The 24,471-nt window shown below is 61.7% G+C and carries 11 protein-coding genes; 4 read left to right on the top strand and 7 right to left on the bottom strand.

Translation table 11 applies throughout. The annotated features are described in order from the left end of the window. Window positions 1-1,653 carry a flippase gene (locus tag NH14_RS10700; RefSeq protein WP_035526621.1) on the bottom strand — a complete coding sequence of 551 codons (1,653 nt, stop codon included), beginning with the start codon at window positions 1,651-1,653 and terminating at the stop codon, window positions 1-3. A 336-nt stretch (window positions 1,654-1,989) separates the two neighbouring features. On the opposite strand from NH14_RS10700, the gene NH14_RS10705 reads away from it, so the two are divergent. The 4 genes from NH14_RS10705 to NH14_RS10720 all read left to right on the top strand — a co-directional run bounded on the left by NH14_RS10705 (window position 1,990) and on the right by NH14_RS10720 (window position 6,307). Then, window positions 1,990-2,775 carry a glycosyltransferase family 25 protein gene (locus NH14_RS10705; protein ID WP_035526609.1) on the top strand — a complete coding sequence of 262 codons (786 nt, stop codon included), beginning with the start codon at window positions 1,990-1,992 and terminating at the stop codon, window positions 2,773-2,775. A 137-nt stretch (window positions 2,776-2,912) separates the two neighbouring features. Next, window positions 2,913-3,986: an acyltransferase family protein gene (locus NH14_RS10710; protein WP_035526606.1), complete on the top strand. Its 1,074-nt coding sequence runs from the start codon at window positions 2,913-2,915 to the stop codon at window positions 3,984-3,986. 66 nt (window positions 3,987-4,052) lie between these two features. After that, entirely contained in the window at window positions 4,053-5,222 is a 1,170-nt protein-coding gene (locus tag NH14_RS10715; protein ID WP_052148056.1) for an SGNH/GDSL hydrolase family protein, read from the top strand. Window positions 5,223-5,323: 101 nt separating this feature from the next. After that, window positions 5,324-6,307 carry a cupin-like domain-containing protein gene (locus NH14_RS10720; protein WP_035526603.1) on the top strand — a complete coding sequence of 328 codons (984 nt, stop codon included), beginning with the start codon at window positions 5,324-5,326 and terminating at the stop codon, window positions 6,305-6,307. 151 nt (window positions 6,308-6,458) lie between these two features. On the opposite strand, the gene NH14_RS10725 is transcribed toward NH14_RS10720, so the two are convergent. The 6 genes from NH14_RS10725 to NH14_RS10750 form a co-directional block, all read right to left on the bottom strand. Further along, window positions 6,459-8,804, bottom strand: a complete 2,346-nt coding sequence (locus tag NH14_RS10725; protein WP_035526600.1) for a condensation domain-containing protein — start codon at window positions 8,802-8,804, stop codon at window positions 6,459-6,461. Between the two features lie 3 nt (window positions 8,805-8,807). Continuing rightward, complete coding sequence (locus NH14_RS10730) at window positions 8,808-18,905, bottom strand: hybrid non-ribosomal peptide synthetase/type I polyketide synthase (protein ID WP_052148055.1); 10,098 nt, start codon at window positions 18,903-18,905, stop codon at window positions 8,808-8,810. Between the two features lie 284 nt (window positions 18,906-19,189). Beyond that, window positions 19,190-20,359: an acyltransferase family protein gene (locus NH14_RS10735; protein WP_035526597.1), complete on the bottom strand. Its 1,170-nt coding sequence runs from the start codon at window positions 20,357-20,359 to the stop codon at window positions 19,190-19,192. 202 nt (window positions 20,360-20,561) lie between these two features. Further along, a complete protein-coding gene (locus tag NH14_RS10740; protein ID WP_035526593.1) occupies window positions 20,562-21,269 on the bottom strand; it encodes a 4'-phosphopantetheinyl transferase family protein in 708 nt (235 codons plus the stop codon). A 117-nt stretch (window positions 21,270-21,386) separates the two neighbouring features. Then, complete coding sequence (locus NH14_RS10745; RefSeq protein ID WP_035526590.1) at window positions 21,387-22,304, bottom strand: glycosyltransferase family 2 protein; 918 nt, start codon at window positions 22,302-22,304, stop codon at window positions 21,387-21,389. Window positions 22,305-22,559: 255 nt separating this feature from the next. Beyond that, complete coding sequence (locus NH14_RS10750; protein ID WP_052148054.1) at window positions 22,560-24,341, bottom strand: FAD-dependent oxidoreductase; 1,782 nt, start codon at window positions 24,339-24,341, stop codon at window positions 22,560-22,562. Window positions 24,342-24,471 lie beyond the last annotated feature (130 nt).

The raw sequence follows: 24,471 nt of genomic DNA on the forward strand, positions 1-24,471 counted from the left end.
CTAACGCAAGCTCCGTCCGATGCATGTCTTGGTAACACTGGATGCATTGCTGCGCAAACTCGTGTCGCCGCAAGCCGCAGTTTCCGGCATCGCTTCGGAAGACATGGGCTGCTGAGCGCATTCGCGGGTTGTGCGTTTGAGGGAGATCTCGTTGCGCGCTACCTGAGCGCTCTTTCTTTTCCAGATGCGCTCGCGATTGCGCTCGAAGAAAGACGCAAGCACCGGGACGATTTTCGCGCAGGCGCGAGGCTCTGCCGAAATCGACCATGCGATGGCCGTGCAGGTGAGTCCCACCCAGGCCGCCACGCCCGCGAGCGAAAGCGAATCGAGCACGAACGAACTCCCGTAGGCGGCGAGAATCAACAGCGCGGGCACAATGAGCTGGCGAAGGTGTTGCCGGCCGAAATGCGCGGCCCAAAAGAGCAGGGCGCCATCGAGCGCGCATCGTGCGCTCCACGCAAGCGCCGCACCGAGTACGCCGAAGGCATGAAGCGCCCACCAGAGGCTGGCGATAAAAAGCACGATTTCGACTAGCTGAAACCGTGCCACGACGCCCGGCCGCCCCTCAGCCTGCAAATGACAAGACAGCACAACCGCGAGGCAATTAATCCAGACGCCGAGCAGAATGGTCTCGCCAACCGAGGATGCACTGTTCGCGAAGTCGTGGCCCACCCACAACGAAAGAAACGGCCGCATCAGAAAGATGCCGAACACGATGGCCGGCGTCATCACGAGTGTGAGCCCGCGCAGGGCGAGCAGGGAAAGCTGGGCGGCATCGTGACCGCCCAGGGCGGACAGTCGCGGGAACAGCGTGCGGGTGATGACGCTTGGCACCAGACGCGCGCGTGCAGCAAGACTGAACGGCACCTGATAGTAGGTTACGGCTTGTGGGCCCAGCACATGGCCGATCAGCAAGCGATCGGCCGTCTCGAGCACCGGCGTCGCGAATCCTGTAATGCTGATCCACGCGCCATAGGAAAAGAGCGGCCGCACATGCTTGCGGTCGGGTCCAGCGGCAAGCCGCAGCGGGAAAACATGGGCCATTGTGCAGAACGTGATGATGAGCGAGATCACGCTGGCAAAGAGGGTCGCGAACACGAGATAGTGCAGGTTCGGTCCGAAGACGATCGCAACGCATAGCGGTGACAGCTGGAACAGCATCACGACGACAAACTGCACGGCATTGGCGATGCCAAACTGTTCGCGCCCCGACATCGCCCCATTGCATGCGGCAATCACATTCGTAAGCGGCACGAGAGCGCAGATCCAGGCCTGCGCGGGCCGCAGTTCCGCGCTCAGCACGGGACCGATGTCGAATTGCGCGAGCATGACGTGCATGAGCGCAAACAACAGAAGCGCCCCGACAAGACCGAAGCCCAAATTGAGCAGCAACGCGGTCCAGAATACGGATTCCCGCTCGGCAGGCGTCGCGTCAGAAAGCTGTGCAATGCGGTTGGACGCGGCGAAGGACAGGCCGAGATCGAAGAATCCGAAATATCCTTGCAGCATCCAGAGAATGGCGAGTACGCCGAAGCGCTCCGCGCCAATATGATGCAGATAGACCGGTGTACTGACGAGCGAAACAAAAATGGGTAGCACGCTACCCAGAAAGTTGAAGATCGCGTTTCGTTTGAGTGTGGGCTTGGCGGTCATGATATGCGGCAGTCTGGGCCATCCCGGAACAGCGCGCGGCCGCCCGGCAAACAGGTTAGATCAATTGTGCCTGGTGGATCGTGGCCTTGTTTGTGCGCTTGCGTACCCCAGCGGCGCTTTCAGCCGAGGCTTCCGGGCTGCCACGAGTGGCGGTGCGCGATGGTCGCGAGACGGCCTTTCCCGCCCGGAATTGTTGGGCAACCCACCGACCGGTAGTGGAAAGCCCTCCTACGATTGGTCAGGGCTGAGCGCAGCCTGTGCCAGGGCGAGCGCCGACGCCGATATTCGCATGCGACGCAGAAAAGGGGAGGGCAACGGAGCACGTTGCCGGAGTCAATGAAGATATTCGTCATCAATCTCGACAGGTCCACCGACAGACTGAACCACATGGCGGAGCAGCTCGACAGGCTGGGCTATGCCTGGGAACGGTTTCCCGCTTTGGGCCCCGCGCAAATAGAAGCCATGAGTCGAACGCTGGCGCTGCCACTGCTGCGCGGCAATTGCACGGCGCCCGAAAAGGGGCTCGCGCTCAGTCACTACACCATCTGGAAAAAGGTGCTGGACGAAGGGATCGATCATGCGCTCGTGCTCGAGGATGATGTTCACTTCTGCCGGGACGCAAGAATGCTTGTCGAATCCATTCAGGAGAAAATCTCCCGAGGATTTTGCTACGACATCATAAAGCTGGAGACATTTCTGGCTGGGATATTCGTTGACAGGCAAGGCGTGAATTTGCCGGGTCACACGGGGCTGCACCGGTTACGGAGCAATCACTCGGGCACGGCCGCCTACATCATTTCGAGAGATGGGTGCCGCAGGATGGTCGATCGTTTTGCGCGAGCGGATCGCGCAGTGGATCTCGTCATGTTTGACGGCGATCTGGACGAAATGTCCGTGTTTCAATGGCACCCGGCGCCATGCATCCAGGACATGTTGCTAAAACATGGGAGCAAGGGGATCGCATCTGATATCGGACCGACGCGATCCGAGTCGGATCGTCGCTCCCGCTGGCTCGAGAGATTGAAATCGCCTTTGCGCGGCGCTTATTACTGGGTTGAAACGCTACGTGGCTGGAACAGCGGCCGAATAAAAATTCGGTCCACGTATGTGGATGGAGTTTGAATGACGGAAGCCCCCGAATGGGGCCTCTTTGATCCTCATGAACGGGCAATGCCGCCGCCAGGGCTCGTGCTCAGAAACCCCAGCCGCGAGCCCGTGATTTCCGCTTTTCCAACCGCATCGCTCTATTGGCGGCCCGTATGGAACGTCACACCAGACTCTATGGCTTGCAACATTTGCGCTTCGTTGCCGCCTTCGCGGTGTTGGCGCACCATATCCTTGAAGAGGCCTCGGGGAGTCCGCTGGCGCACATCTTTCCGACCATGCAGCGCGTAGGAGCGTGTGGCGTCGACATCTTTTTCGTCATCAGCGGGCTGGTGATGTGGCATACAACACGAGGGTTCTCATCGCAAGCGTCAGCCAGGCGCTTCTTCGCGCGTCGATTCACGCGAATCATGCCGCCCTATTGGGCATGTCTCGCCATTGTCGTTGCGCTGTCTTGGAGCGGGATCGCGTATCGACACGTGCAGCTTAGCGCCGTTGGCCTCAGCGAGTCCGTGCTGTTGCTCCCGCCCACCACATCGGGGGGATTGGTGCTCGGCGTGGCGTGGACGCTCGTCTATGAATTTTACTTTTACCTCATCTGTACCGCTGCGCTGTGTCTTCCGTGGCATAGGTACCGCGTGGTGCTGATCGCCGCCCTGCTCGCGGGTGTCCCGGTAGCGCTCGATGTGGCAGGGGCCACCGCGCAAGGCCACTATTACGGCAACCCGATCGTGCTCGAATTTTTGGGCGGCATCTTCCTTGGCATGGCAAGCGCGCGGCTGCCTGAATCGGGCCTGCGCTTGAAATGGATAGTATCGATGACGTGTGTCGCGCTCTTTTGGTGGGCTGCGCTGGCCTCGCCCACTGAAGCCACATCGGGCCTGCCGTTCTCTTTCAGATGGTGGGCCTGGGGGATTCCGGCGACGCTTCTCGTAGCCGCGTTCGCGCAATCGGTCGACAGCGGCGGCAGGGCGGGGCGAGCCTTGACCGTGCTCGGAAACGCTTCCTACGTTCTCTATCTGACGCACGGATTTTTCATGATCCTGTTTGCCAAGGCGATCAAATCCGGTGCGTTCCACCACGCGCTCAGCCTTTACGTGGCGGCGTGCTGCGTTGCAGGCATGGCCGTCATGTTTGCACTGGGTGTTCACCTGTACATCGAAAAACCGGTGCTTGGCTGGTTCGAGGGCAAGCGATCGCGGATTCGCCAATCGGTACTGACTTCGTGAAACCGTGCTGGGCGGCCGGTGTTGAACCGGCATGTTCACGGCCGATACATGGGAAAAACGTCTGCTATGTCCCGTTTGCGTAAAGCGGTGGTGGTTGCGGTCTGCGGCACGATGACCCTGGCCGGCCTCATCGCTGCCCGACTGGCCGTGCCCAGTCTGCTGCGCTCGCCTTCAGCCGCTATTGCTGCCGGGGCTGCAGGGGAATCTGGCCGGCTACGATTTGCCGTGCTCGGGGATTCCGACAGCCAGTCCTACCATGACACATTGATGTTGGGCGATCCGGACGCGCGAGGGGGCCCCTGGCGTGCGACCACCTGGCAGTGGACCGAGGTGCTTGGGCGACTGCGCGGCGACCAGGTTGACCTGGGCACATGGGGCGCGTGGGGCACCGGGAAGTATCGCGCCTATTTCGACGAAGCCTTCGGCGTGCTTGCCCGCACGCCTCCCAAAGACGACTACCGCTACAACTTTGCAGTCAGCGGCGCGACCTGCAACCAGTTGATGGGGCATCCGCTGCGCGAGGCGATCCGGCTCGTGGACTTGATGAACACGGAGCCGCGGGCCTGGCGAGGCGGCATCGTCTTGATCCGCATCGGCATCAACGATATCGGTGCACACGACGTACTCGATGAGTTGTCCCGTGATCGGAATGCAGCGCGTCCCCGGGCCCTCGTCGACGGTTGCATCAAGGAAATTGGCGCGGCGGTCGCTTTGATCCGCGCGCACCATCCGCACACCTACATTGTGCTCGTGGGCGTACTCAGCAACGCGGACTGGTCCGCTGAGTTCGACAATTGGCAATCGGCCAGGCAAATGGCCAATATCGATGCTGGCATGGATCTGTTCGATGATGGCTTGCGCAAATTGGCCGCGGCGAATCCCCATGTCCACTTTCTTGATGATCGCGCCTGGTTCAGGAGCCTGTGGGGCACGCGTGACCCGCAGGGGCGCCCGCGTTACAAGACGGTGCATTTGTCACCAGGCTGGGCAATCACCAATACGTCCGGCGACGATCCGCACAACGCCGTCGTGTCGGACAGTCATGCCGGGGTCGTCTGGAATACCCTTTGGACGCAGCACCTCGTGGCTTCCCTGAATGCCGCATTGGGACTGCATATCAAGCCGATCACCGATGCCGAGGTCATCGCGTTTCTGCAACCGAGCTTTGCTGAAAGCACGCAGTCAGCTTCGCGGGTGCGCGAGGAGGTGGGCGCAAGCCAGGACGATGCGAAATGAATGCAGATGTTGTTCAGCGCACATCTGGCCGCCATGCGGGGGCGTAGGCTGAAAGCAGTGCTCTCCAACAAGCAGTGCTCTCCAACCTATGAAGGTGTGCCATGTCTGTATTCAGCGATGGTACCGTCTCGGCGAATTCGTCACACCAACCTCATGCCAAAGAGAACATTCTTCAGGTTTGCGAGAAAGAATTCAAAAGTAATTTCAATTTGCATCCGTTCAAATTCAATCATACGTTGCACGAAAGCGGCTTGTTCGAGATCCCTCGACTCGTGGAGCTCGCCAAGCGGATGATTGACAGGAAAGATGGTCATTTCTGTGCACTCAAGCACGGCACCATCGACCAAAAGTTCAGCGCATTGTCGCGCAGCGAGCAACTGGCCGAGACGGTTTCCCGTCTTGGCGAAAACGGCACATGGATCAAGCTCACCCGGGCGCAAGATTACGATCCCGAGTATGCGCAGGTGCTTGATGTCATTACATCCGAACTCGAGGACCTGTCTGGCTGGCCGCTGCGCAAGGATATGACCTGGGTGTCGATGACACTGCTGCTCACCTCGCCCAGGATCGCCACGCCTTTTCATATCGATCACGAAACCAACTTCCTTTTCCAGCTGCAGGGCTCGAAGGACGTCTGTCTTTTTCCTGCGACCGATCGCGAGTTGGTTCCGGATCAGGAGATCGAGCGTTACTACAGCGGCAACTTCGAAGCGGCGTTGTATCGCCCGCAACTGCAGGACCGCGGCACGGTTTATCGGCTCTCTCCGGGGGAAGTGGTGCATCACCCCTCATTGGCGCCGCACTGGGTAAAGAACGGCGACAACATCTCGGTGAGCCTCAGCATCAACTACTGCATGAAGTCGCTCGAGCAGCGTGCCAGGGTCTATCAGGCCAACTACCTGCTGCGCAAGATCGGCATAACGCCGTTGCCGCCCGGGCTTTCGCCATTGCGTGACAGCCTGAAGAGGCGGGCCATTTCGACGCTGGAACACCGCAATCCAAAGTCCTTTTCCGATGTCGTCTACTCTCCAGTGAGTAGATTGATATCGCCGCTAAACGCGGTTCGGCGGCTGGTCAAGCGCTGAGCGCACGCGCTGGCGTCGCATGCGTCGCCAGCACAGTTGCTTCTCATTTCGACCGCGCTTCGGTTCACGAACGCTTCGCGCAAACCCGCTATCGACTGGTCTGCTGGAACACGCCACGGCGTGCCCAGCAGTCCTTATCAAGTCGCCACGGTTAAGCATTGGCGCGACTCAGGTGCGTCGGGGGAGCATCCTGCTCGCCAGGAGCGCCGTCGACTGCGGGGCTGGCTCCAATTCCGCCCAAACGCTCATGGAGTTGCTTTGCAATGACAGCGGCGCCGGCCGGGCGGAAGATCTGGTCGTGCATCCCTGGGACCGGGGTCACGACCAGTTTGCCCGTTACCACCGATTGCCATCCCAGATCCCAGGCGAACAGCCTCCCCTTGAGCGCCTGATCGCTGCGGAAGATTTGCACGTCGCCGTCATAGGGCGCAGGACGATATCGTGCTTGCTGAGCCAGCAGATACTCGATGTACCAGCGATTCTCGGCAACGAGATGCTCCGAAGCGTCGCCCTTGATCAGGCCAAGCTTCAGCGCGACGTCTGCAATGTGGAGCCAGCGGACGATCCGGTACTGGTTGAGGAATGCAGCCATGGAGGTCTCGCCGCGCATGGCCTTGCGAAAGTCGCGCGGGATGTTGTCTGCGCGCACCTGCATTTTGCGCAGCTGCCGGTCGTACCAGGGCATCATCTCGCGATAACCCGGACACCAGGAATCGTTGAGGATGATGAGCTCCACCGTTTCGCCCTCGCGCCGCAGCTGATGGGCCGCCTCCAGCGACATCGCGCCCAGCACGCAGTGCCCCATGAGGATATAGGGACCTCTTGGCCGGGCGAGCCTGATGAGCCGCACGGCGTCCGCTGTGATATCCTGGAAGGCCCGCTGTGGGAACTCGCGCGGGGCGCCTTCGGGCACCATCGGGATATCGATGAGCGGCCGCTCGCAGGCGAACTGCTGAGCCAGCCCGAAGAGCACGGCCGTGTTGTTGAGCGCGATGATCGGCGTTCCCGGCGCTTCCTCATTGAACTGAACGATATTGCGCGCTTTCGCCTCCAGCTCGGCCTGACTCATGAACCCACTGGCGCCCACGCCTGCCACGAACCTCGGCGTCCCTTTGCCGGGCACACTGTGGTGAACCGGCGCCAACGGACGTTGCGCCACGACCTCGACGGTTTCCAGCACCTCGCGCCACTTTGCGATATGGCCGTCGATCGTCTCCACATCGTAGAGATCCGTGTCGCCTTCACAGGAGATGCGCCAGCCATCCGGGCGTCGCACCATGAAAAAATTGAGGTCGTAGAGTGCGCCCGCATTGAATGAGGGCGAGGTCGTGGCGGCGAAATCGTGCCGGCGAACTTCATCGTCCATGCCGACAAAACTCTTTTGCAGAGCGAAATTGACGGAGCAAAGTGGCGGGCGATCCTTTTCGGAAACTTCGCCGGCCAGCTCCATCATCTCTTCGAACGGCAAGTGGAGATGTTCGATGGCTTCACTGAGCTTGGCGCCGCACTGCGCGGTGACGGAGGCGAGCGTGCTGCCTTCTGGAACGTCGAGGCGAAGGATCACCGTATTGATGAGCGGCCCGACCACGCCCTCCAGCTCCTGCTGATCCCGCAGCGACATCTGGGTGCCCATGGCAACGCTGGTCTGGCCCGCCGCCGGTTTCAGCGCCATTGCAAGGCCCGCCGCCGCCACGCTGAAGAGCGTCACACCCTGGGCCTTGGCGGCTGCGATCAGCCGTTCGCTCAGTGCGCCGGGCAAAAGCGTCGAGCGAATCACGCCCTGGAAGCGTCGCTCCTGAGGTCGGGGACGATCTCCGGGAACGTCGAAGCGGTTGAAATCCTGAAGCTCCTCGCGCCAATGGGCGCGCGCGCGATCGAGCGCGCCGCTCGCCAGGAACTCTTCCTTCCATAGCGCATAGTCGCCATGGTGAAGCTCGACATCGGGCCATTCGGGGGCGTGGCCGCCATGCAATGCGGCAAGCCCTTCCACGAGTTCGCGCACGAGGATCCCAAGCGACCAGCCGTCCATGACGAGCGAGTGGAAGGTCAGCTGCAACTCTCCCTGCGTGACCGACCTGGGCAGCCATACGGCCCGAAAGAAGGAGCGCGACGTCAATTCGAACGGTGTGCGGGCCTGCTCGCGACCGACTCGCTCGGCTTGTGCAAGGGCGGCATTTTCCTCGATGCCCGCGAGGTCGACCACTTCGAGCTGGAACGGCACGTCGCTCCAGACTTGCTGGCGCAGCCCTGCGCCCGTCATCAGGAAACCGGTACGCAAGATCTCGTGCCGCGCGACCAGTTCGCCGAGCACCTGTTCGAGACTCGCGGCTTTCAGCGGCCCCGACAACTGCAGCCGGAAGGCGATATTCAGCGCCGAGGCGTTCGGCGATGCCCTCTGCTCATGCCAGAACCGTACCTGGCAGGCGGTCGCCGGGAAGAGGGCGTAGCCGGCCTCGAGTTCGTGAGTGTCGGCGATGTTCAAGGCTATCCCGTTCATCGCTCATGCTCCCTCGGCATGCCTGCGCTTGAAGTTGAGAATCGATGGCCGCATCACGGCCGGGGCCTGCGTCGGCTCCTGCTCCTGCGTGCCATCGAGGCTCGCGGCCAGTTCGGCGATCGTCACGTTCTTCATGAGTTGGCGCGCATCCACGCCCAGCCCGCGTTCGTTCATTCGCGCGACGATGCGAAAGAGCTGGAGGCTGTCCGCGCCGAGGCTGAAGAACTTCTGGTCGATGTCGATGTGCTGCAGGCCGAGGACATCGCGCCAGACCGCGGCGATGGCGGCCTGAGTCGGCGTCATGGCCGCGGGCTCGGCTGCTGGGTTCGCCACGGAGCTGGTCACCGGGTCGGTCACTGAGTCGGTCACTGAGTCGGCTGCTGTTTCGTCCACTGAGTCGGCCACTGATTCGGTCGACACAGGCTCGGATGCTGTGGTCTCGATCGTCGCCGCTTCGCTCGGCATGGGAGAGTTCGGGACCACCTTGAGCGCGGCATGCGGCTGGCGCACCGGCGTGGCCACCATGTCGGGCGTCGGCACGGGCAGGGCTTTGCGGTCGAGCTTGCCATTGCTGGTCTGAGGCAGCGCGTCGAGCGTCATCCACAAGGTGGGCACCATATAGGCAGGCAACTGCGCGCCGACATGCGCCGCTACCGCCGCGTGGTCGGTCTTCCCCGAGCTCGCATCGACAAGGTAGCCCACGAGGCGGGCATTGCCGCTGACCGTATGCAGCGCGACCGCCGCCGCGGCAACACCTGGCGCATTGCGCAAGGCTGCCTCGATCTCCTCGATCTCGATCCGGAAGCCCCGCAGCTTGATTTGCTGATCGCGGCGGCCGAGGTGCTGCAATGAGCCGTCGGCGAGCCGCTTCGCGAGATCGCCGGTGCGGTAGAGCCGGCGCGGCGCGGCGCCCTCGATCGCAACCGACTTGAAGGCGGCGTCGGTGAGGTCGGGGCGGTTGAAGTACCCCTTCGCCAGGCCCGCACCGCCAATCCACAGTTCGCCGCTCACGCCTAGCGGCGCCAGATGCAGGTCGTCGGTCAGCACATGCAGATCCGTATTGGCGAGCGGAGCGCCGATCACCACAGGTCCGCTCGCGTCCACACGAGAAGCCGAAGACCAGATCGTCGTCTCGGTCGGGCCGTAGAGGTTCCACACCTGAGCGCCGGTTGCGAGCAGCGCGTCGGCGAGATCGCGTGGCAACGGCTCGCCGCCGCAAAGGATCTTGAAGCCCTTCGGCGCCTTGAAGCCCGCCTCCAGCAGCATGCGCCAAAGCGTAGGCGTCGCCTGCAAGACGGTGGCGGCTTCCGCCTTCAGTCGCGTCACCAGCTCGTAGCCGGTGCGCACCTCTGCATGGCCGGCGATGAAGGTTTGCCCACCCACGATGAGCGGCAGGAATAGTTCGAGCCCCGAAATATCGAAGGAGAACGTGGTGACCGCGACGATGCTGTCCCTCGCCGCGAAGCCGGGGGCTTGCGCCATCGACAGCAGGAAGTTGCTCAGCGCACGATGGCCAATCTCTACGCCCTTGGGTTGCCCCGTCGAGCCCGAAGTGAAGATCACGTAGGCCGAATGCGCATCGGACACGACGGGCAAAGGCACGGCCTCGTCGTCGCTTTGCTCGAGGAGGGCCTCGAGATTGAGCACGCGATGCGCGCCCGCTTCGAGCGCGAGGCGGCTGACGTGATCGCTGAGGATGGCGGCGGGCTCCGCGCTATCGAGGATCTGTCGCACGCGTGCAGGCGGCATCGTCATGTCGAGGGGCACGTAGGCACAACCGGCTCGCCACACGCCAATCATGGCGGCCACGGTCAGCGCCGTCCGGTCCATCGCGATGGCGACGCGTGAGTGCGGCGCGATGCTCGCCGCCACGAGCCGGCGCGCGATCTGGTTTGCGAGTGCGTCGAGATCGCCATAGGACAGGCTTGCCGTTTCGTCGGATACGGCGGTCGTATCGGGCGTCAGGCGGGCCTGTGCGGCGATCATTGCCGGGGTGGTCTGCGACAGATCGAAGGCGCACAGGGACGCGTTCAGCTCGTCGCGAAGATGGTGGATCTCTTCTTCGCGCAAGAGCGGCAATGCGGCGACCGGCATTTCGGGATCGCGCGCGATCGCGCCCAGCAAGGTCTCATAGTGGCCAAGCCAGCGCTGGATCGTCGACTCGTCATAGATGTCGGTGTTGAAATCGCAGTCCAGACGCAGGCCTTGCGCCGATTCGATCACGTTCAGGAACAGATCGAAGTTGCTATAGGCCTTCGCGTTCGGCGTAAAGCGCGTCGTCACGCCGGCCATGTCGAGCTCGCCGTCGACCTTCTCCAGGTTGAACTGCAGATCGGTGAGCGGAAGGCGGTTGAAATCCCGCTTGATGCCGAGATCGCGCACCAGCGCGCCATAGGTGTAGTTCTGCCGGTCGCCCGCATCGTAGAGATGATCGCGCACGGCCTTCATGTGCGTGGCAAAGGGCTTGTCGCGCTCGAACCTCACGCGCAAGGGCAGGAAGTTCACGCAGTGCCCGACCAGCAGCGCTTCGCCGGCTTGAGACTGGCCCGCCATGGGTGCAGCGATGACGACATCATCATTGCCGGACAGCCTGCCGAACAGCACCTGGGCCGCGCCGAACAGAGCGGCGAAGAGCGAGCAGCCCTGCTTCGAGGCGGCAGCCTTGACTTGCTTGAGGAGATCCGCGCCCAGATGGCGTGTGGTCGATGCGCCGTTAAAGCTCTTGAGCGCCGGGCGCGGGCGGTCGCCGGGCAGTTCGGGCTGCGGGGCCGGGTCGCGATGGAGATTCAACCAGAATTCACGCGTTTGTCCATCGATGCCGGCCTCGTCCTGTGCCTTGGCGAAGGCGAGGAAGCTCTGCACTTCGTCGAGTTGCGGCTGCGTGCCCCACACTTCTGCGGCGTAGAGGGCAGCCAGGTCGCGCAGGATGACATTGATCGACCATCCGTCACAGACAATGTGATGGGCCGTGAACACGAAGGCCCACTTCTGGGCTTCAAGGCGCACGAGCGCGGCGCGCGCGAGCGGCGCACGGGTGAGATCGAAGACCTCGCGCGCTTCCGCATCGACAATTTCCGCGAGTTCGCCTGCCGCATCGGCGTGGCCCAGCAGATCGATTAGCACGAGCGGAACGGTTGTGGCCGCATCCGCGTACATCGTGGTGCCGATGCGCGAGAAGTGCGCGCGCAACGCATCGTGGCGCGCAACGGTCGCATTGAAGGCGCGCTCGAAAGCGGCTTCGTTCAGCTTGCCCGTGAGTTCGAGCGTGAATGACTCGTTGAACACGAGCGATGCTTCGTGACCCTGCTGAGCCGACATCCAGATTTCTTTCTGGGGCTCAGTGAGCGGCGATTGCACGAGCGGCTCGCGTTCGGCCGGCTGCGTGCCAGCGAGGGCTTGCGTCGTTCCGCCGAGAATGCCCACGGCCTGGAGCGCCGCGATGGTTTCGATGAAGGCGTCACCGATCCTTCGGATGTCCTCATCCGAATGGCTCGTCGTCAAAAAGCAGGGGAAGCCCTCCATGATGTGGATGCCGAGGTGGCGCATATAGGCAAAGAACAGACTGCCCAGGCGGTCCTCGCCCGCAAAGTTGATGTAGAACCAGCTCGAGAAGCATTCCGCCCGCGTGGCGATGCCGACTTTCTCCAGATGAGCATTGATACGCTGCACGAGGCCGTCCATGCGCGCGCCGAGCGATGCCTGGAGCGCCGGGCCTGCCGCCTTCAGATGCAGCAGCACGGCTTTCATCGCCGCCAGGACGACGGGGTGACGCACGAACGTGCCGGCGAAGAAGGTGGGCGGAACTTCGGGCACCGAAGCATCGCCGAATTGCCACTGGCCGCCATCTAGCGCGTCCATGAATTGCGCGCTGCCGGCGAGCACCCCGACGGGCAGGCCGCCGCCGACCACCTTGCCATAGGTCGCCATGTCGCCCTTGATGCCCCAGTAGCCTTGCATGCCGGCCGGATGGACGCGAAAGCCGGTCACGACCTCGTCGAAGATCAGGGCGGAGTCGTTGGCCGCCGTGAGCTCGCGCAGTTGCTGCACGAAGTCCCTCGGCCGCAGGTTGGGGTGGCGCGATTGCACGGGCTCGATCAGGACAGCGGCGATGTCGTCGATGTTGGCTTTGATCCACTCGAGGCTTTCGGGCCTTCCGTAGGGCAGCACGAGCATATTGCCCACGGAGCTCTGCGGGATGCCCGGCGCGACCGGGAAGGCACGCGGCTGGCCCGCTTCGCTGCCTGGCTTGACGAGGACTTCATCGAACTGGCCGTGATAGTCGCCGTCGAAGCAGACGACCTTGTCCTTGCCGGTCACCGTGCGTGCGAGGCGCATGGCAGCCATCACGGCCTCGGAACCGGTATTGCAGAACGTGACGCGCTGATGTCCGGTCATTTCGGCGAACATCTGGGCGACTTCGCCCGCAAGCGGGGACTGCGGGCCGATGGCGAAGCCCTCGGCCATCTGGGCGTTGACCGCTTCCACCACGAAATCCGGCGTATGGCCAAACGCGGTTTGACCATAGCCGTTGACCAAATCGATATATTCATTGCCGTCGACGTCCCAGATCTTCGAACCCTTCGAGCGCTGGGCGACGATGGGATAGACGAGCTCCTTCCATTCCTCGCGAAAACCACTCGCAGTGCGCGGGTCGGCAAGCACAGCGCGATAAGACTGGGTACGCGCCTTTGAGGTGAGCGTCTTCGCCGAGTAGCGCGCCGCCAGATCCGCGACGAACGCCTTCTGGGCATCGGTCATCTGCGCCGAACTGGTTGCACCGGGCTTGTACGCGTTAAAGCGCGATGGCCGGCTTTCGTCGAACTTGATCTCGGGGCTGGCGGCGCGCGAGGCGGCATCGGGCACCGGCGCCGCAGGTGCGGCTGCGAGCTGGATTGGCGCCGCAGACGGGACGGGTGCCGCCGCCGACGGTTGCTGGGGCGCGAGCGGCGCCCCTTGAAGCATCTCGAGCTGACGCGCCATCAGGGACTGCATCGCAGCGAGCTGGTCGCGGATGACCGCGTGGAGGTCGCCCGCCGCCGGCACGCCGGCCACTTGCGCGGCAACGATGGGGGCTGCCGGTGCCGCAGCGGCGGCCGTTGCGGCACCGGCGGATGCAGCGGAGGATGCAGCGGAGGATGCCGCGGCGGGCGCAGGGGCCGCGACGGGGGCGACCGGCTGCTCGGGATCGGGCGGCAAAGCGCCATCGAGGAACGCCGCCAGGGCGGGCAGCGTGGGATAGTCGCTCATGATTTGCCGGAAGCTGATCGTGACATCGTAGCGGCGGCGAAGCTGGCGGGAGACTTGGCCCATGAAGAGCGAGTCGTAACCGAGATCCCAGAAGGTCAGATCCGGATTGGATGTATCCGGCGCCTCGCCGGACATCTCTGCAAGAAGCGACGCTAGTTCGGCGACGAGACGCGGTTTGCGGTCGATTTGAGCGGTTTGGGCCATGGCGGTCTGGGCAATGTCGGTGATGGCAGCGGACGAGGCTGGCGCAGCTATTGGCGCGGCTATTGGTGCAGCTATTGGCGCGGCGTCCGCCGTCGGTTGAAGGGCAGGTGCAGGCGCAACTGTCGAGCCAACCGTCGGCCCAACTACGGGTGCTTCAATCCAATGCCGTTCGGGTTCGAAGGGGTAAGTCGGCAGCAAGACACGGCGCGCACCTTCGGTCTGGACGGTTTTCCAGATCGGCGTGACGCCGTTGATCCACAACCGCCCGGTCGCATCGGCGAGGACGGCAAGTTCCCGGTCGCGCATGGCGAAATCAGGCAGGGAGGCAACCGCGGCCAGATAGCGGTCCTTCGACAACCCTTGCATGGCGAAGGTCGTCAGAGTCCGGCCGGGGCCGATTTCGAGCAGAAGCGGCTTGCCTTGCGCCGTCGCCGTGGTGAGCGCATCGCCAAAGCGCACGACGTCGCGGCAATGGCTGGCCCAGTAACGTCCCGACACGGGCTGATCCATGGCCGCCCACTGCCCGGTCACCGAGGATACATACGGGGTCTTTGGCGGTGCGAAAGACAGGCTGTCGGCGACCGTCGCAAGCGCTTCGACGACGCCGGACATCATGCGCGAGTGGAAGGCATGCGAGGTGTGCAGGCGTCGATGCTCGATGTCGCCCGCCTTGAGCGTGGCCTCGAAGGCCTCGATGGCCGCGAAGGGGCCGGCCACGACGCTGAGCGTCGGCGCATTGATGGCGGCCAGGTCGACATCGGCGGGCAGAAGCGGCCGCAGTTCGGCTTCCGAAAGGCGCACGACCAGCATCGCGCCCGGTTCGGCCGACTGCATGAGCGCGCCACGCCTGGCAATCAGGTACAGCGCGTCGTCGAAGCCGATCGCCTCGGCCACGCAGGCCGCGACCAGTTCGCCGATGCTATGGCCAATCATGGCCGCCGGCTTGATGCCGCGCGAGATCCACAGTTGCGCCAGCGCATATTCGACGAGGAACAGCGCCGGCTGCGCGTAGATTGTCGAACGGATGGGGTGCGGGGCGTCGTCGCCCTGGGCGGCATCGCTGAACATCAATGTGCGGATGTCCAGCCCGAGGTGTGGCATCAGCGCCTGGGCGCCCTTATCGATCCACTCGCGATAGACCGGCTCGGTGCGATAGAGCGCTTCTCCCATGCCGGGATACTGGGCGCCCTGGCCGGGAAACATAAAGACCACCGCGGGCGGGGTCTGAGGCGCCTGGGCTTCGATGGCACCCTTCTGGAGCTTCGCCTGGGCCTGATCGAGGCTGTCGGCGATGACCACGGCGCGGTGGGTAAAGGCACGGCGACCCGTTTGGAGCGTCGCCGCCACGTCGGCGAGCGAGAGCGCGGGATGGGCCGCCAGATGGTCGGCGAGCCTTGCCTTCGCGCGATCGAGCGCAGGTGCGCTGCGCGCGGAGAGCGGCAAGATCTGAAGCCCTTCTTCCGCCTCGCCCGCGCTGGCACGGCATGGCGCTTCTTCAAGCACCACGTGGACGTTCGTGCCGCCGACGCCGAAGGAACTCACGCCGGCGCGGCGCGGTGTGGGCCCTTCGGGCCATGGACGCGCGGCCGTGTTGAAGAAGAAGGGACTGTTGGCTGCATCGATGGCCGGATTGGGCGAGCGAAAATGCGTAAGCGGCGGCAGGGTATGGTGGCTCAGGGCGAGTGCCGCCGATATGAAACCCGTTACGCCAGCCGCCGCGTCGAGGTGCCCGACATTGGCTTTGGCCGAGCCGAGGGCGCAGAACTGGCCGCCCTCGACACCGCCAAGGCGGAATGCCTGGACGAGGCCGGCGAATTCGATCGGGTCTCCTAATGGTGTCGCCGTGCCATGGGCTTCGATATAGCCAACGGATGCCGGATCGATACCCGCCTCTGCGTGGGCGATGGCAATGGCGCGGGCCTGCGCATCGACACTGGGTGCCGTGAAGCCGACCTTGTCGGAACCGTCGTTGTTGATGCCGACGCCACGGATCACGGCATAGATCGGATCCTCGTCGGCGATGGCGTCGTCAAGGCGCTTGAGCAAGACGACGCCGGCGCCGCTGCCGAATATCGTGCCCCTGGCATCGGCATCGAACGGGCGGCAAACGCCATCGGCCGCGCCCATTCCGCCTTCCTCGTAAAAGTAGCCGCGCTTTTGCGGGAAGGTGATCGACACGCCGCCGGCCAGCGCCATTTCGCAGCGGCCCGCGCGAAGGTTCTCGACGGCGAGGCTAATCGCTGTCATCGAGGTCGAGCATGCCGTCTGTACCGAGACAGCAGGGCCGGTCAGGCCCAGCTTGTAGGCGGTGCGTGTGGCGACAAAATCGCCGGCGCCGACGAGCTTTTGATACTCGCCGATCTGAAACTGGCTCGTGAATTCGTCGATGACCGCGCGGTCGGACAGGACATGCTTGAGGAAGTAGGTGTTCATCGAGGTGCCGGCGAACACCCCGACGGCGCCAGCAATCGTCGCTGGATCGTATCCGGCGTCTTCGAAGGCCTCCCAGGCAATCTCGAGAAAGAGCCGTTGTTGCGGGTCGGTGAGCGCCGCTTCGCGCGCGAGCATTCCAAAGAAGCCGGCGTCGAAGCGGTCGACGTCCGGAAGAATCGGCCGCGCTTTCACGTAACGCTCTTCGCGCCTCGTGCCCTCGTCGAAACTGTCTTCCAGCTCCGCGACGTCGAAATGCGTGACGCAGTCGCGCCCCGCGAGGATATTGGCCCAAAGCTCCCGGACGTTGCGCGCCCCAGGAAAGCGTCCCGCCATGCCGATCACGGCGATCGCCCCGCCATGCGTGTTACCGCGGGGCTGGACTGCGAGCCCGTTCGCGATGTCGAGCGTGGCGCGCATATGGGTGGCCAGCGCGTCAACATTCGGATGACGAAACAGGTCGACCAGTGCGATCGTTGGCGCTACGTCGCGCATGATGATGGCGTGCGAGCGCATCAGATCGAGCGAGCGCAGTCCAAGGTCGAAGAAGTTCGCGCGGCGATCGACGGGTTTGCCGAGAAGACTCTCGAAAACCGCCGCGAGCTTGTCGGCGATATCGTCATTGACCGGCTGCGGCGCGGCCGGTGATTCGGCTTGCGTATCGAGCCCCGCAAGCAGGGCTTTGCGATCGATCTTGCCGTTCGGTGTCAAGGGAAAGGCCGCGAGGACGCGCAGTTCCGCCGGCACCATGTAGTCGGGCAATGCCGTCTTGAGATGGGCGCGCAAGCCGCTCAGGAAGACGGCACCATCGGGACCATCGGCCACATCTGCCTTCACGAAGCCGGCGATGGACTTGCCCGTGCGGCCTTCGAATGCCGCCACGGCGGCGTCGGCCACGCCGGGCGCCACGCGCAACGCGTGTTCGATTTCGTCGAGCTCGATGCGTTTGCCGGCGATCTTGATCTGCCGGTCGTTGCGTCCCAGGAAAGCAATGGCACCGTCCGGTCGCCGGCGGACCAGGTCGCCGGTTCGGTAGAGTTTGGCGCCGGGGTTGAAAACGTCGTCGACGAATTTTTCCGCAGTCAGCTCCGGACGATTGAGGTAGCCAAGCGCAACGCCGTCACCGCCCGTGACGAGTTCGCCGACCTCTCCCTCCTCAACAGGCTCGAGCTTGTCGTCCACGATGTAGACGCGCGTGCCCGTGATGGCCTCGCCGATGGGAATGGCCTCGCCATGAGCCAGGGCGTCGCCTTCGCGCGGAATGCGGTAGCAACACGTGAAGGTCGTGTTTTCGGTCGGACCGTAGCCATTGATGATCTGCAGTCCCGCGTGCGCTTGCATGACCTTGCGCACATGGACGGGCGAGAGCACGTCTCCGCCGGTGAGCACCTCCTTGAGCGGCTGGAAGGCTTCGAGCTGATAGTCGGCGAGCGCATTGAAAAGGCCGGCTGTGAACCAGGCGCTCGTGACGCCGAGCCGCGCCATTTCGGCGGCGATCGTGTCGAGCGAAGGCTGAACCTCGTTGATGATTGCGGCGCAGCCGCCGTTAAGAAGCGGGCCCCAGATTTCCAGCGTACTTGCATCGAAGGCGAGGGGCGCGAGATTCAGAAAGCGGGTGTGCGACGACAGCTCAGTGAAAGACTGACCGTGCACCAGGCGCAAAATCGCGCGGTGCGGCACGATCACACCCTTCGGCTTGCCGGTCGAGCCGGAGGTGTACATGATGTAGGCAGGCTCGTCCCCGCCGCAGGCTCGGAGCGCCGCGGATTCGGCAGCCTCCGATGACGCCACGATATCCGCAAGATCGATTAGTACTCCATTGAGCCCGCCAACGTTTGCGAGAGCGGCACCTTCGGCGACGATAAGCCTGGGCGAGCAATCTGAAACGATGAAATCGAGCTGAGCCTTGGGATAGGCCGGATCGAGCGGCACATAGACGGCGCCAAGACGCACGATCGCGAGCATCAAAGCCAGCGTGTCCCGACTGCGCGGAACCATGATGGCGCAGCGCTCGCCTCGTTCGAGCCCCTGGCGGCTCAGGATGGTGGCAAGGCGGGCGGAACGCCTGGCGAGTGTGGCATAGCTTTCTTCGCCTGTTGCGTCGATCACAGCGAGATGATCGCCATACTCAGCACATATGGCATCGAAGCGTGCTGCCAGGCCAGTTCCACGATCGGTTTCGCCCGGCAGGGCGCCTGACAATCCATCTCTATGTGACATTTGCCGCTCTCCAATGATTGTGATGAGGGGCCTTGCGATGAGCCACGTCTCGCGATGCGAGCGCAATTCGCGCACATATCAGCGGCCGGTCACGGATGGTGCAAGCAGCACGAGGCGATGCGCGTCTGATCCGTGTCTCAAGCGCGGCATGTGCTGTAAGTTAAATTTAATCTTCTTGCGGGTTGCCTATCCGTTCGCCTTCGCACATACGGTGCGACGCAACAATCACTACACGAGGGTTCCCGACGAGGCATGGCCCCGTGTGCGCCAATGCGAGCCGGTGATCATCCAGCGTTCCGATCCGTCAATCCACTCGGTGTCAGCGCCGGTTGTCCTGCAAATCGCTTCGACAGGAAAGCGCGCACGGGCTCCTCGACATATCTCGTCACGATGATTGCGCTCACGAGCGTGATTGCGCATGTGACGAGTGCCGGAACAATCACCGATCCGTTCGGCGTGCCGACAAGCATGAATACGGCTCGGCCGATCGGAAAATGCAGGAGATAAATCGGGTAGGAGAGCCAGCCGAGAAACCGCGCGATTTTCGCTTCGAACACGCCCGCACAGGTCAGATTGGCGCCGACCATCACCAGGCAAGGTGCGACGCAGAAAATGGCGAACACCGGGTACATGCCGCGAAGCGACATCGGAAACATGAACAGGAGCAGTGCCACGGCATACAAGCCGTATGAATTTCGAAGCACTTGTTTCAGCCCATCTATCATGCGGAGATCGACGCCGGAGATTTTTGTTTTATAGAGCAGGACGCCAATCGTGAAGCCGAACATTACGCGATAGAACCCGCCATCGATTCCTCTGCCAACCGAACCATCTTCGAGATCGACGATTGAGTGCCCATGAATCTCGAAACTGGTGAGGATGCCTGATATCAGAAGCATGAGGCCGCTCGCGAAGATGATCTTGAGCATCGCGGGCCTGCCCAGCCGGATGATGAACACGAACGCAATGCTTGCTACCATTTCAAAGAAAAGCGACCACGCGGGGGGATTCGTCGGGAATATTTCGCCGATCGTGAGATAGGCCGTAGCATTGGCGCCCGGCGACGCCATGTTCGCGATGCCGTAATGGGCAATGTACGGCGTGAAGAACAGGTTGGAGATAGTTCCAGAGATGATGCTGCGCATCGGATAGTTCGATATGCCGAGCGTTCCTGCCTCGATCAATACGGGCAAGCCCAGCAGCAACGAAATCACGAGCATTGGATAGAGTCGGATAATGCGTCTTTTTACATATTCATATGCGGTCATGCCGCCGAGGAGCCGTGCGCGATAAGAGTGAGCAATGACAAAGCCGCTCAGCATGAAGAACAGATCGACCGCCACGTATGCGTTCTTGAATATGGCGCCCTGGGTAATATGCAGCAGCATCACTGCAATGGCGGCGACGCCTCTCAAACCGTCGAGTGCATCGTATCTGCTGCTTCTCGGAGCCATCACAACCCCCTGTCGTCCGGGACCTACAACCCCAAGAAAGCCGCCTCACACTCTGGCCGTAGCTGTCAGTGAGTCTAGCGGCCCAGGCGGGACGACTGTGTTCGGTGGGCAACGCAATACCGGCGAAGCCGCAATGGAGCGAACGCCTGAAACGCCAGAATTGGCGCGCAATCGTAAGGACGGCTCGTGTAGCCGCCGCCGCTCAATTCATCTTGAGAATTGACCAGTCCGTGCGCCGGGCCGCCACCGCTCCGACGCAGGCCGGACCCACCGGGAGGGTTCGAATGCGCCAATGTGTGGCTTCCTGTGCCTTGCCGCCGACCAGGCGAGGTGTCGTGTCACCGCGGCCGGAAAGATCGAACTCGAAGTGGCTGGCTGGCAGCATGAAGCCGGTGCCTAGCGCTTTCAGACAGGCTTCTTTGCGCACCCAGGTTTCAAAGAAAATATTTTGCCGTTCGGCATTTGCTAACGCGGTGAACTCGGCGCGCTCCCGGGGGGAAAAGACTTCGAGGGGCATAGACTCTTCGATCGGGCGAACGAGTTCGACATCGACGCCGACCTCGAAACCGTTCGAGATTGCAAGAACGGCCGTGTTCTCGCTGTGGCTGAGGTTGAAGCAAATTTTCCCATCGGGCGGCTGGGCCGCGCAAAAGGGCTTGCCTTCCGGCCCATAGCCAAGCGCGATTGCCTGAGGTGGTAGCGCCAGATAGCGGCCGAGGATTCGCCTGAGCGCGCCTCGTCCCGCCACGTAGCGATGGCGATGCAATTGGAAGTGGAATTTGTCGGCGCGCTCGCGTTCCTGTGCCGACAATATCTGCCAGTCCAGATTGAAATCGCCGCAGTCATCGAGATCCCACTGCCAGATATGCACGTCTTGTGACGAGGGCGGCGGTAGGGGAGAAAAGGACATTGAATGCCTGGAATCCATAGTCGGCGGTGCTTGTCGATTCTACAGGATCGTCATTCGGGCGCGCACTGGTGGAGGGTCGTGGCAGCCAAAGGCATCTGGTCGAGTAGCGTGTCGAATTCAAATTTTTCGCTTCATTCGCTTGATCATATTGATTCCGCTTCTCCCTGCAATCAATCGCATAAAAGATGATATCTTTCCTTTTCCGGGTAGTTTTATTTCGTTCGACATCAGTTTTTTGGCGATTTGAAATCTTGAAAGTAAGTCAAGATTTTTGTAAATCAATACATTGAATACAAACCGTGACATGTGCTGCTTTGACATGAATTTTTCGTATTTTCCAAGAAACGTCAAGCTTGGCTCGTAATTGGTCCCGGCAGATAGTCTTTTGGAATTTGCGCTCAATGAATATTCAACCAAGGCGTCGTGCATATAGATGAATTCGCTGCCCGCCATCTCGGCATTGATTGCAAAATCCCAATCTTGATGACGGCGCAAAGATACGTCGAAGCTAATCAGCGGATACTGATGACGCCACATCATAATGGATGATGTTTGGCAATATCCGCCTTCCAGTAAAATGAAGTCGAACATCGATTGACCATCGTATGGAAACGGGTTGCCAAGTCTGCGCCGGCTCCCATCGACGAGCATGACGTTACTGAACAACACCCGCGCGGCGTGCTGAGGAGGCTTGGGGCCAAGCGCGGCAATGCATCGTTCCAGCTTGTCCGGTAGCCATCGGTCATCTGCATCCAAAAAAGCGATCAGGTCGCCAGTCGCTTCCTCTATGCCCCTGTTTCGACACCACGCCGCTCCGCGATTCTCGGGCTCGCGAATCAGGCGCAACGCAATGTTGTCTCCACAATGACTTGGCAATTCGAACTGCAGTCCCGATGCGTCATCTATAACAATAATTTCTCGGGGAGCGATGGTTTGTCTGGATATAGATTCTATGGCGATAAAAAGCAGATCAACGCGATTGTAGTGTGGAATTATTACGCTAACTTCATAGGGATTTTCAAAGTCGCGCCTCATCTCGTACCTGAATTCCTGATTTTTCTCTTGTATGAGGGAGTGTGGATTTACGTTGGATTGATGCGTCGGGACAGTTGCGTTGCATACATGACGCATATTGTGAGTATTAAATAATCGGCGCGTTTGTGCGCCGCCGCACGCATAACGGGAAATTTAGCCTGTTCGGTGAAGGTTCTTTCCTGTAAGTTGGCTCAGCGTTTGATAAATGTTGGTTTTATGAAAGCATAAGCGCCTCAGGAGACGGATCCCTATGCGTCAGCTCTCGAAGTGCGTCAGGCGGTGCGCCACCACTCGCGTTTTAAGATGGTCGGCCAGCCGGATTGCGAGGGCCATGATAACCATCGTCGGATTGGCATGTCCGCTCGTCGGGAAGACAGAAGCGCCTGCCACGTAAAGGCCGCGTATGCCATGTACCTGACACGTGTCGTCCACGACGCTCGTCGCGGGGTTCATCCCCATTCGCGTAGTCCCGGCGGTATGGGCCATATCGTGCAAGACGAGCTTTGTCATGTCACCGGTTGCCAGCTCTGGAGCAAATTCGAAGCCGATACCTGCGGCGGATAGATCCTGTTTCAGCAGTTGCGAGAACCTCAGCACGGAGCGCCTCATGAAAACTCCCGGCTCCCAGGTGACATGGGCCAGCGGGAGTTCGAGGCGATCGCGCTTGTCGGAGAGGGTGACACGGTTTTCGGGCAGCGGTGTTTGCTCGCAGATCAGATTGAGCGTCAGCGCTTCGATTTTTCGCGCCGTGCCTTTGGTCACATAGTCTCGGGCCACAAAATTGGCATTCAGCAGAACTGCGGCGTCTGCAATCGCGCGGCGCAGCCGGTAGGGCACTTTCTGGCTGCCCAGGATTTTGCGACCGATGAGACTCAAGACGATTCCCGAACTTTTCACAACCAACAGCACGTCCGACACCGGACGCTCGCTCTGCCGCCTGATCAACCGCTTGAGCGCGACCATTGGGTCATCATCGGAAATACGCATGTGCGCAAAAACGGCCATGTTGGGCAGACGCTCGCCTTGTTGCACCTCATGGCGAAGAGCGAGTCCGTGAAAATACATAAAGGCCCGATACTTCAGGCGCAATGGAAAAAAGCCCAGCAATGTGGCGACACGCGCGTGGCTATCGGGCGAAACAACGCCCAGCGCGATGCACGGATGGTCCGTCAGGTAGCGTCCGACTACGTCATGCTGATTTCCCAGCGCGCCGCCCGCGAGATCTTTCGACATGAGCAGTAAGCGCGCATTCTCTATCGCGCCGGCGGCAAGCACCACGTGCGCCGATTCAACGGTTCGCCTCCTGCTACCTGAGAGCGACGAGATGATATGCACGCCCGTTATCCCGTCTGCATCGACATTCACTGCGGAGACCGTCGCGTTAAAAAGGACCGTCACGTTGTCATGCGCTTCTCGCATGAAGTCGGGCCCGAATCGCATGATGTCCTTTGCGTCGTGACGCGAGCGGGAGAATTGCCAGAAGTAGGACGTCAAGTGCTGCATTCGCGAGACTTCGGTTGGTTCCTTCAGTTTCGCGGTGCCCCAGAACGTGCGGTCGTGGATGGTCGGTCCCAAATCGAGCCATTCGGCTGCCCGGTCGATATAAGGTGCGATGGTGGCGGAATCGATTGGCCATCCGGAGTTCGGTATCCAGTCGCGCTGAATAAAATCCGTCGTGTCGAAGGGCGCAACCTTGCCTGCCCAGCCCGTCGTCGATCCCCCCAGCACACGGCATCGGACGCCGAACTTCTGAATTTCGGCGCTCCAGAACTTCAATTGATATGCGTGGAATTTCTGACGCGCTTCACGCATGTTTGCGTCGTTGAGGGCGCCCTGTACTTCCACCTTGTTCAGCGCCTCGTGGTTGGAAGACTCCTCGAGTCCACCGCTTTCCAGAAGTAGAATCTTCAGCCCATGGCCGGACAGTTCGCGCACGATGGTCAACCCGGCAGCACCGCTGCCAACCACGATGAGATCAAACGGCTCGCACCCGATGGGCGATGCGGCGTCTGCTTCGAAATCGATAAAGTGCGTCATCTCTCAACGACCTCGAATCGCGTTGAAGATAGCTTCGGATACTGGAACGGCGTAACGAATGCGACCGGCTCCAGTCGAAGCGCGCCTGGAGCGCGGACTTGGGTCCGGCGCCAAGACGGGATTGGCGGCA

This window comes from Paraburkholderia sacchari (genome assembly GCF_000785435.2).
Taxonomy (GTDB): Bacteria; Pseudomonadota; Gammaproteobacteria; order Burkholderiales; family Burkholderiaceae; genus Paraburkholderia; species Paraburkholderia sacchari.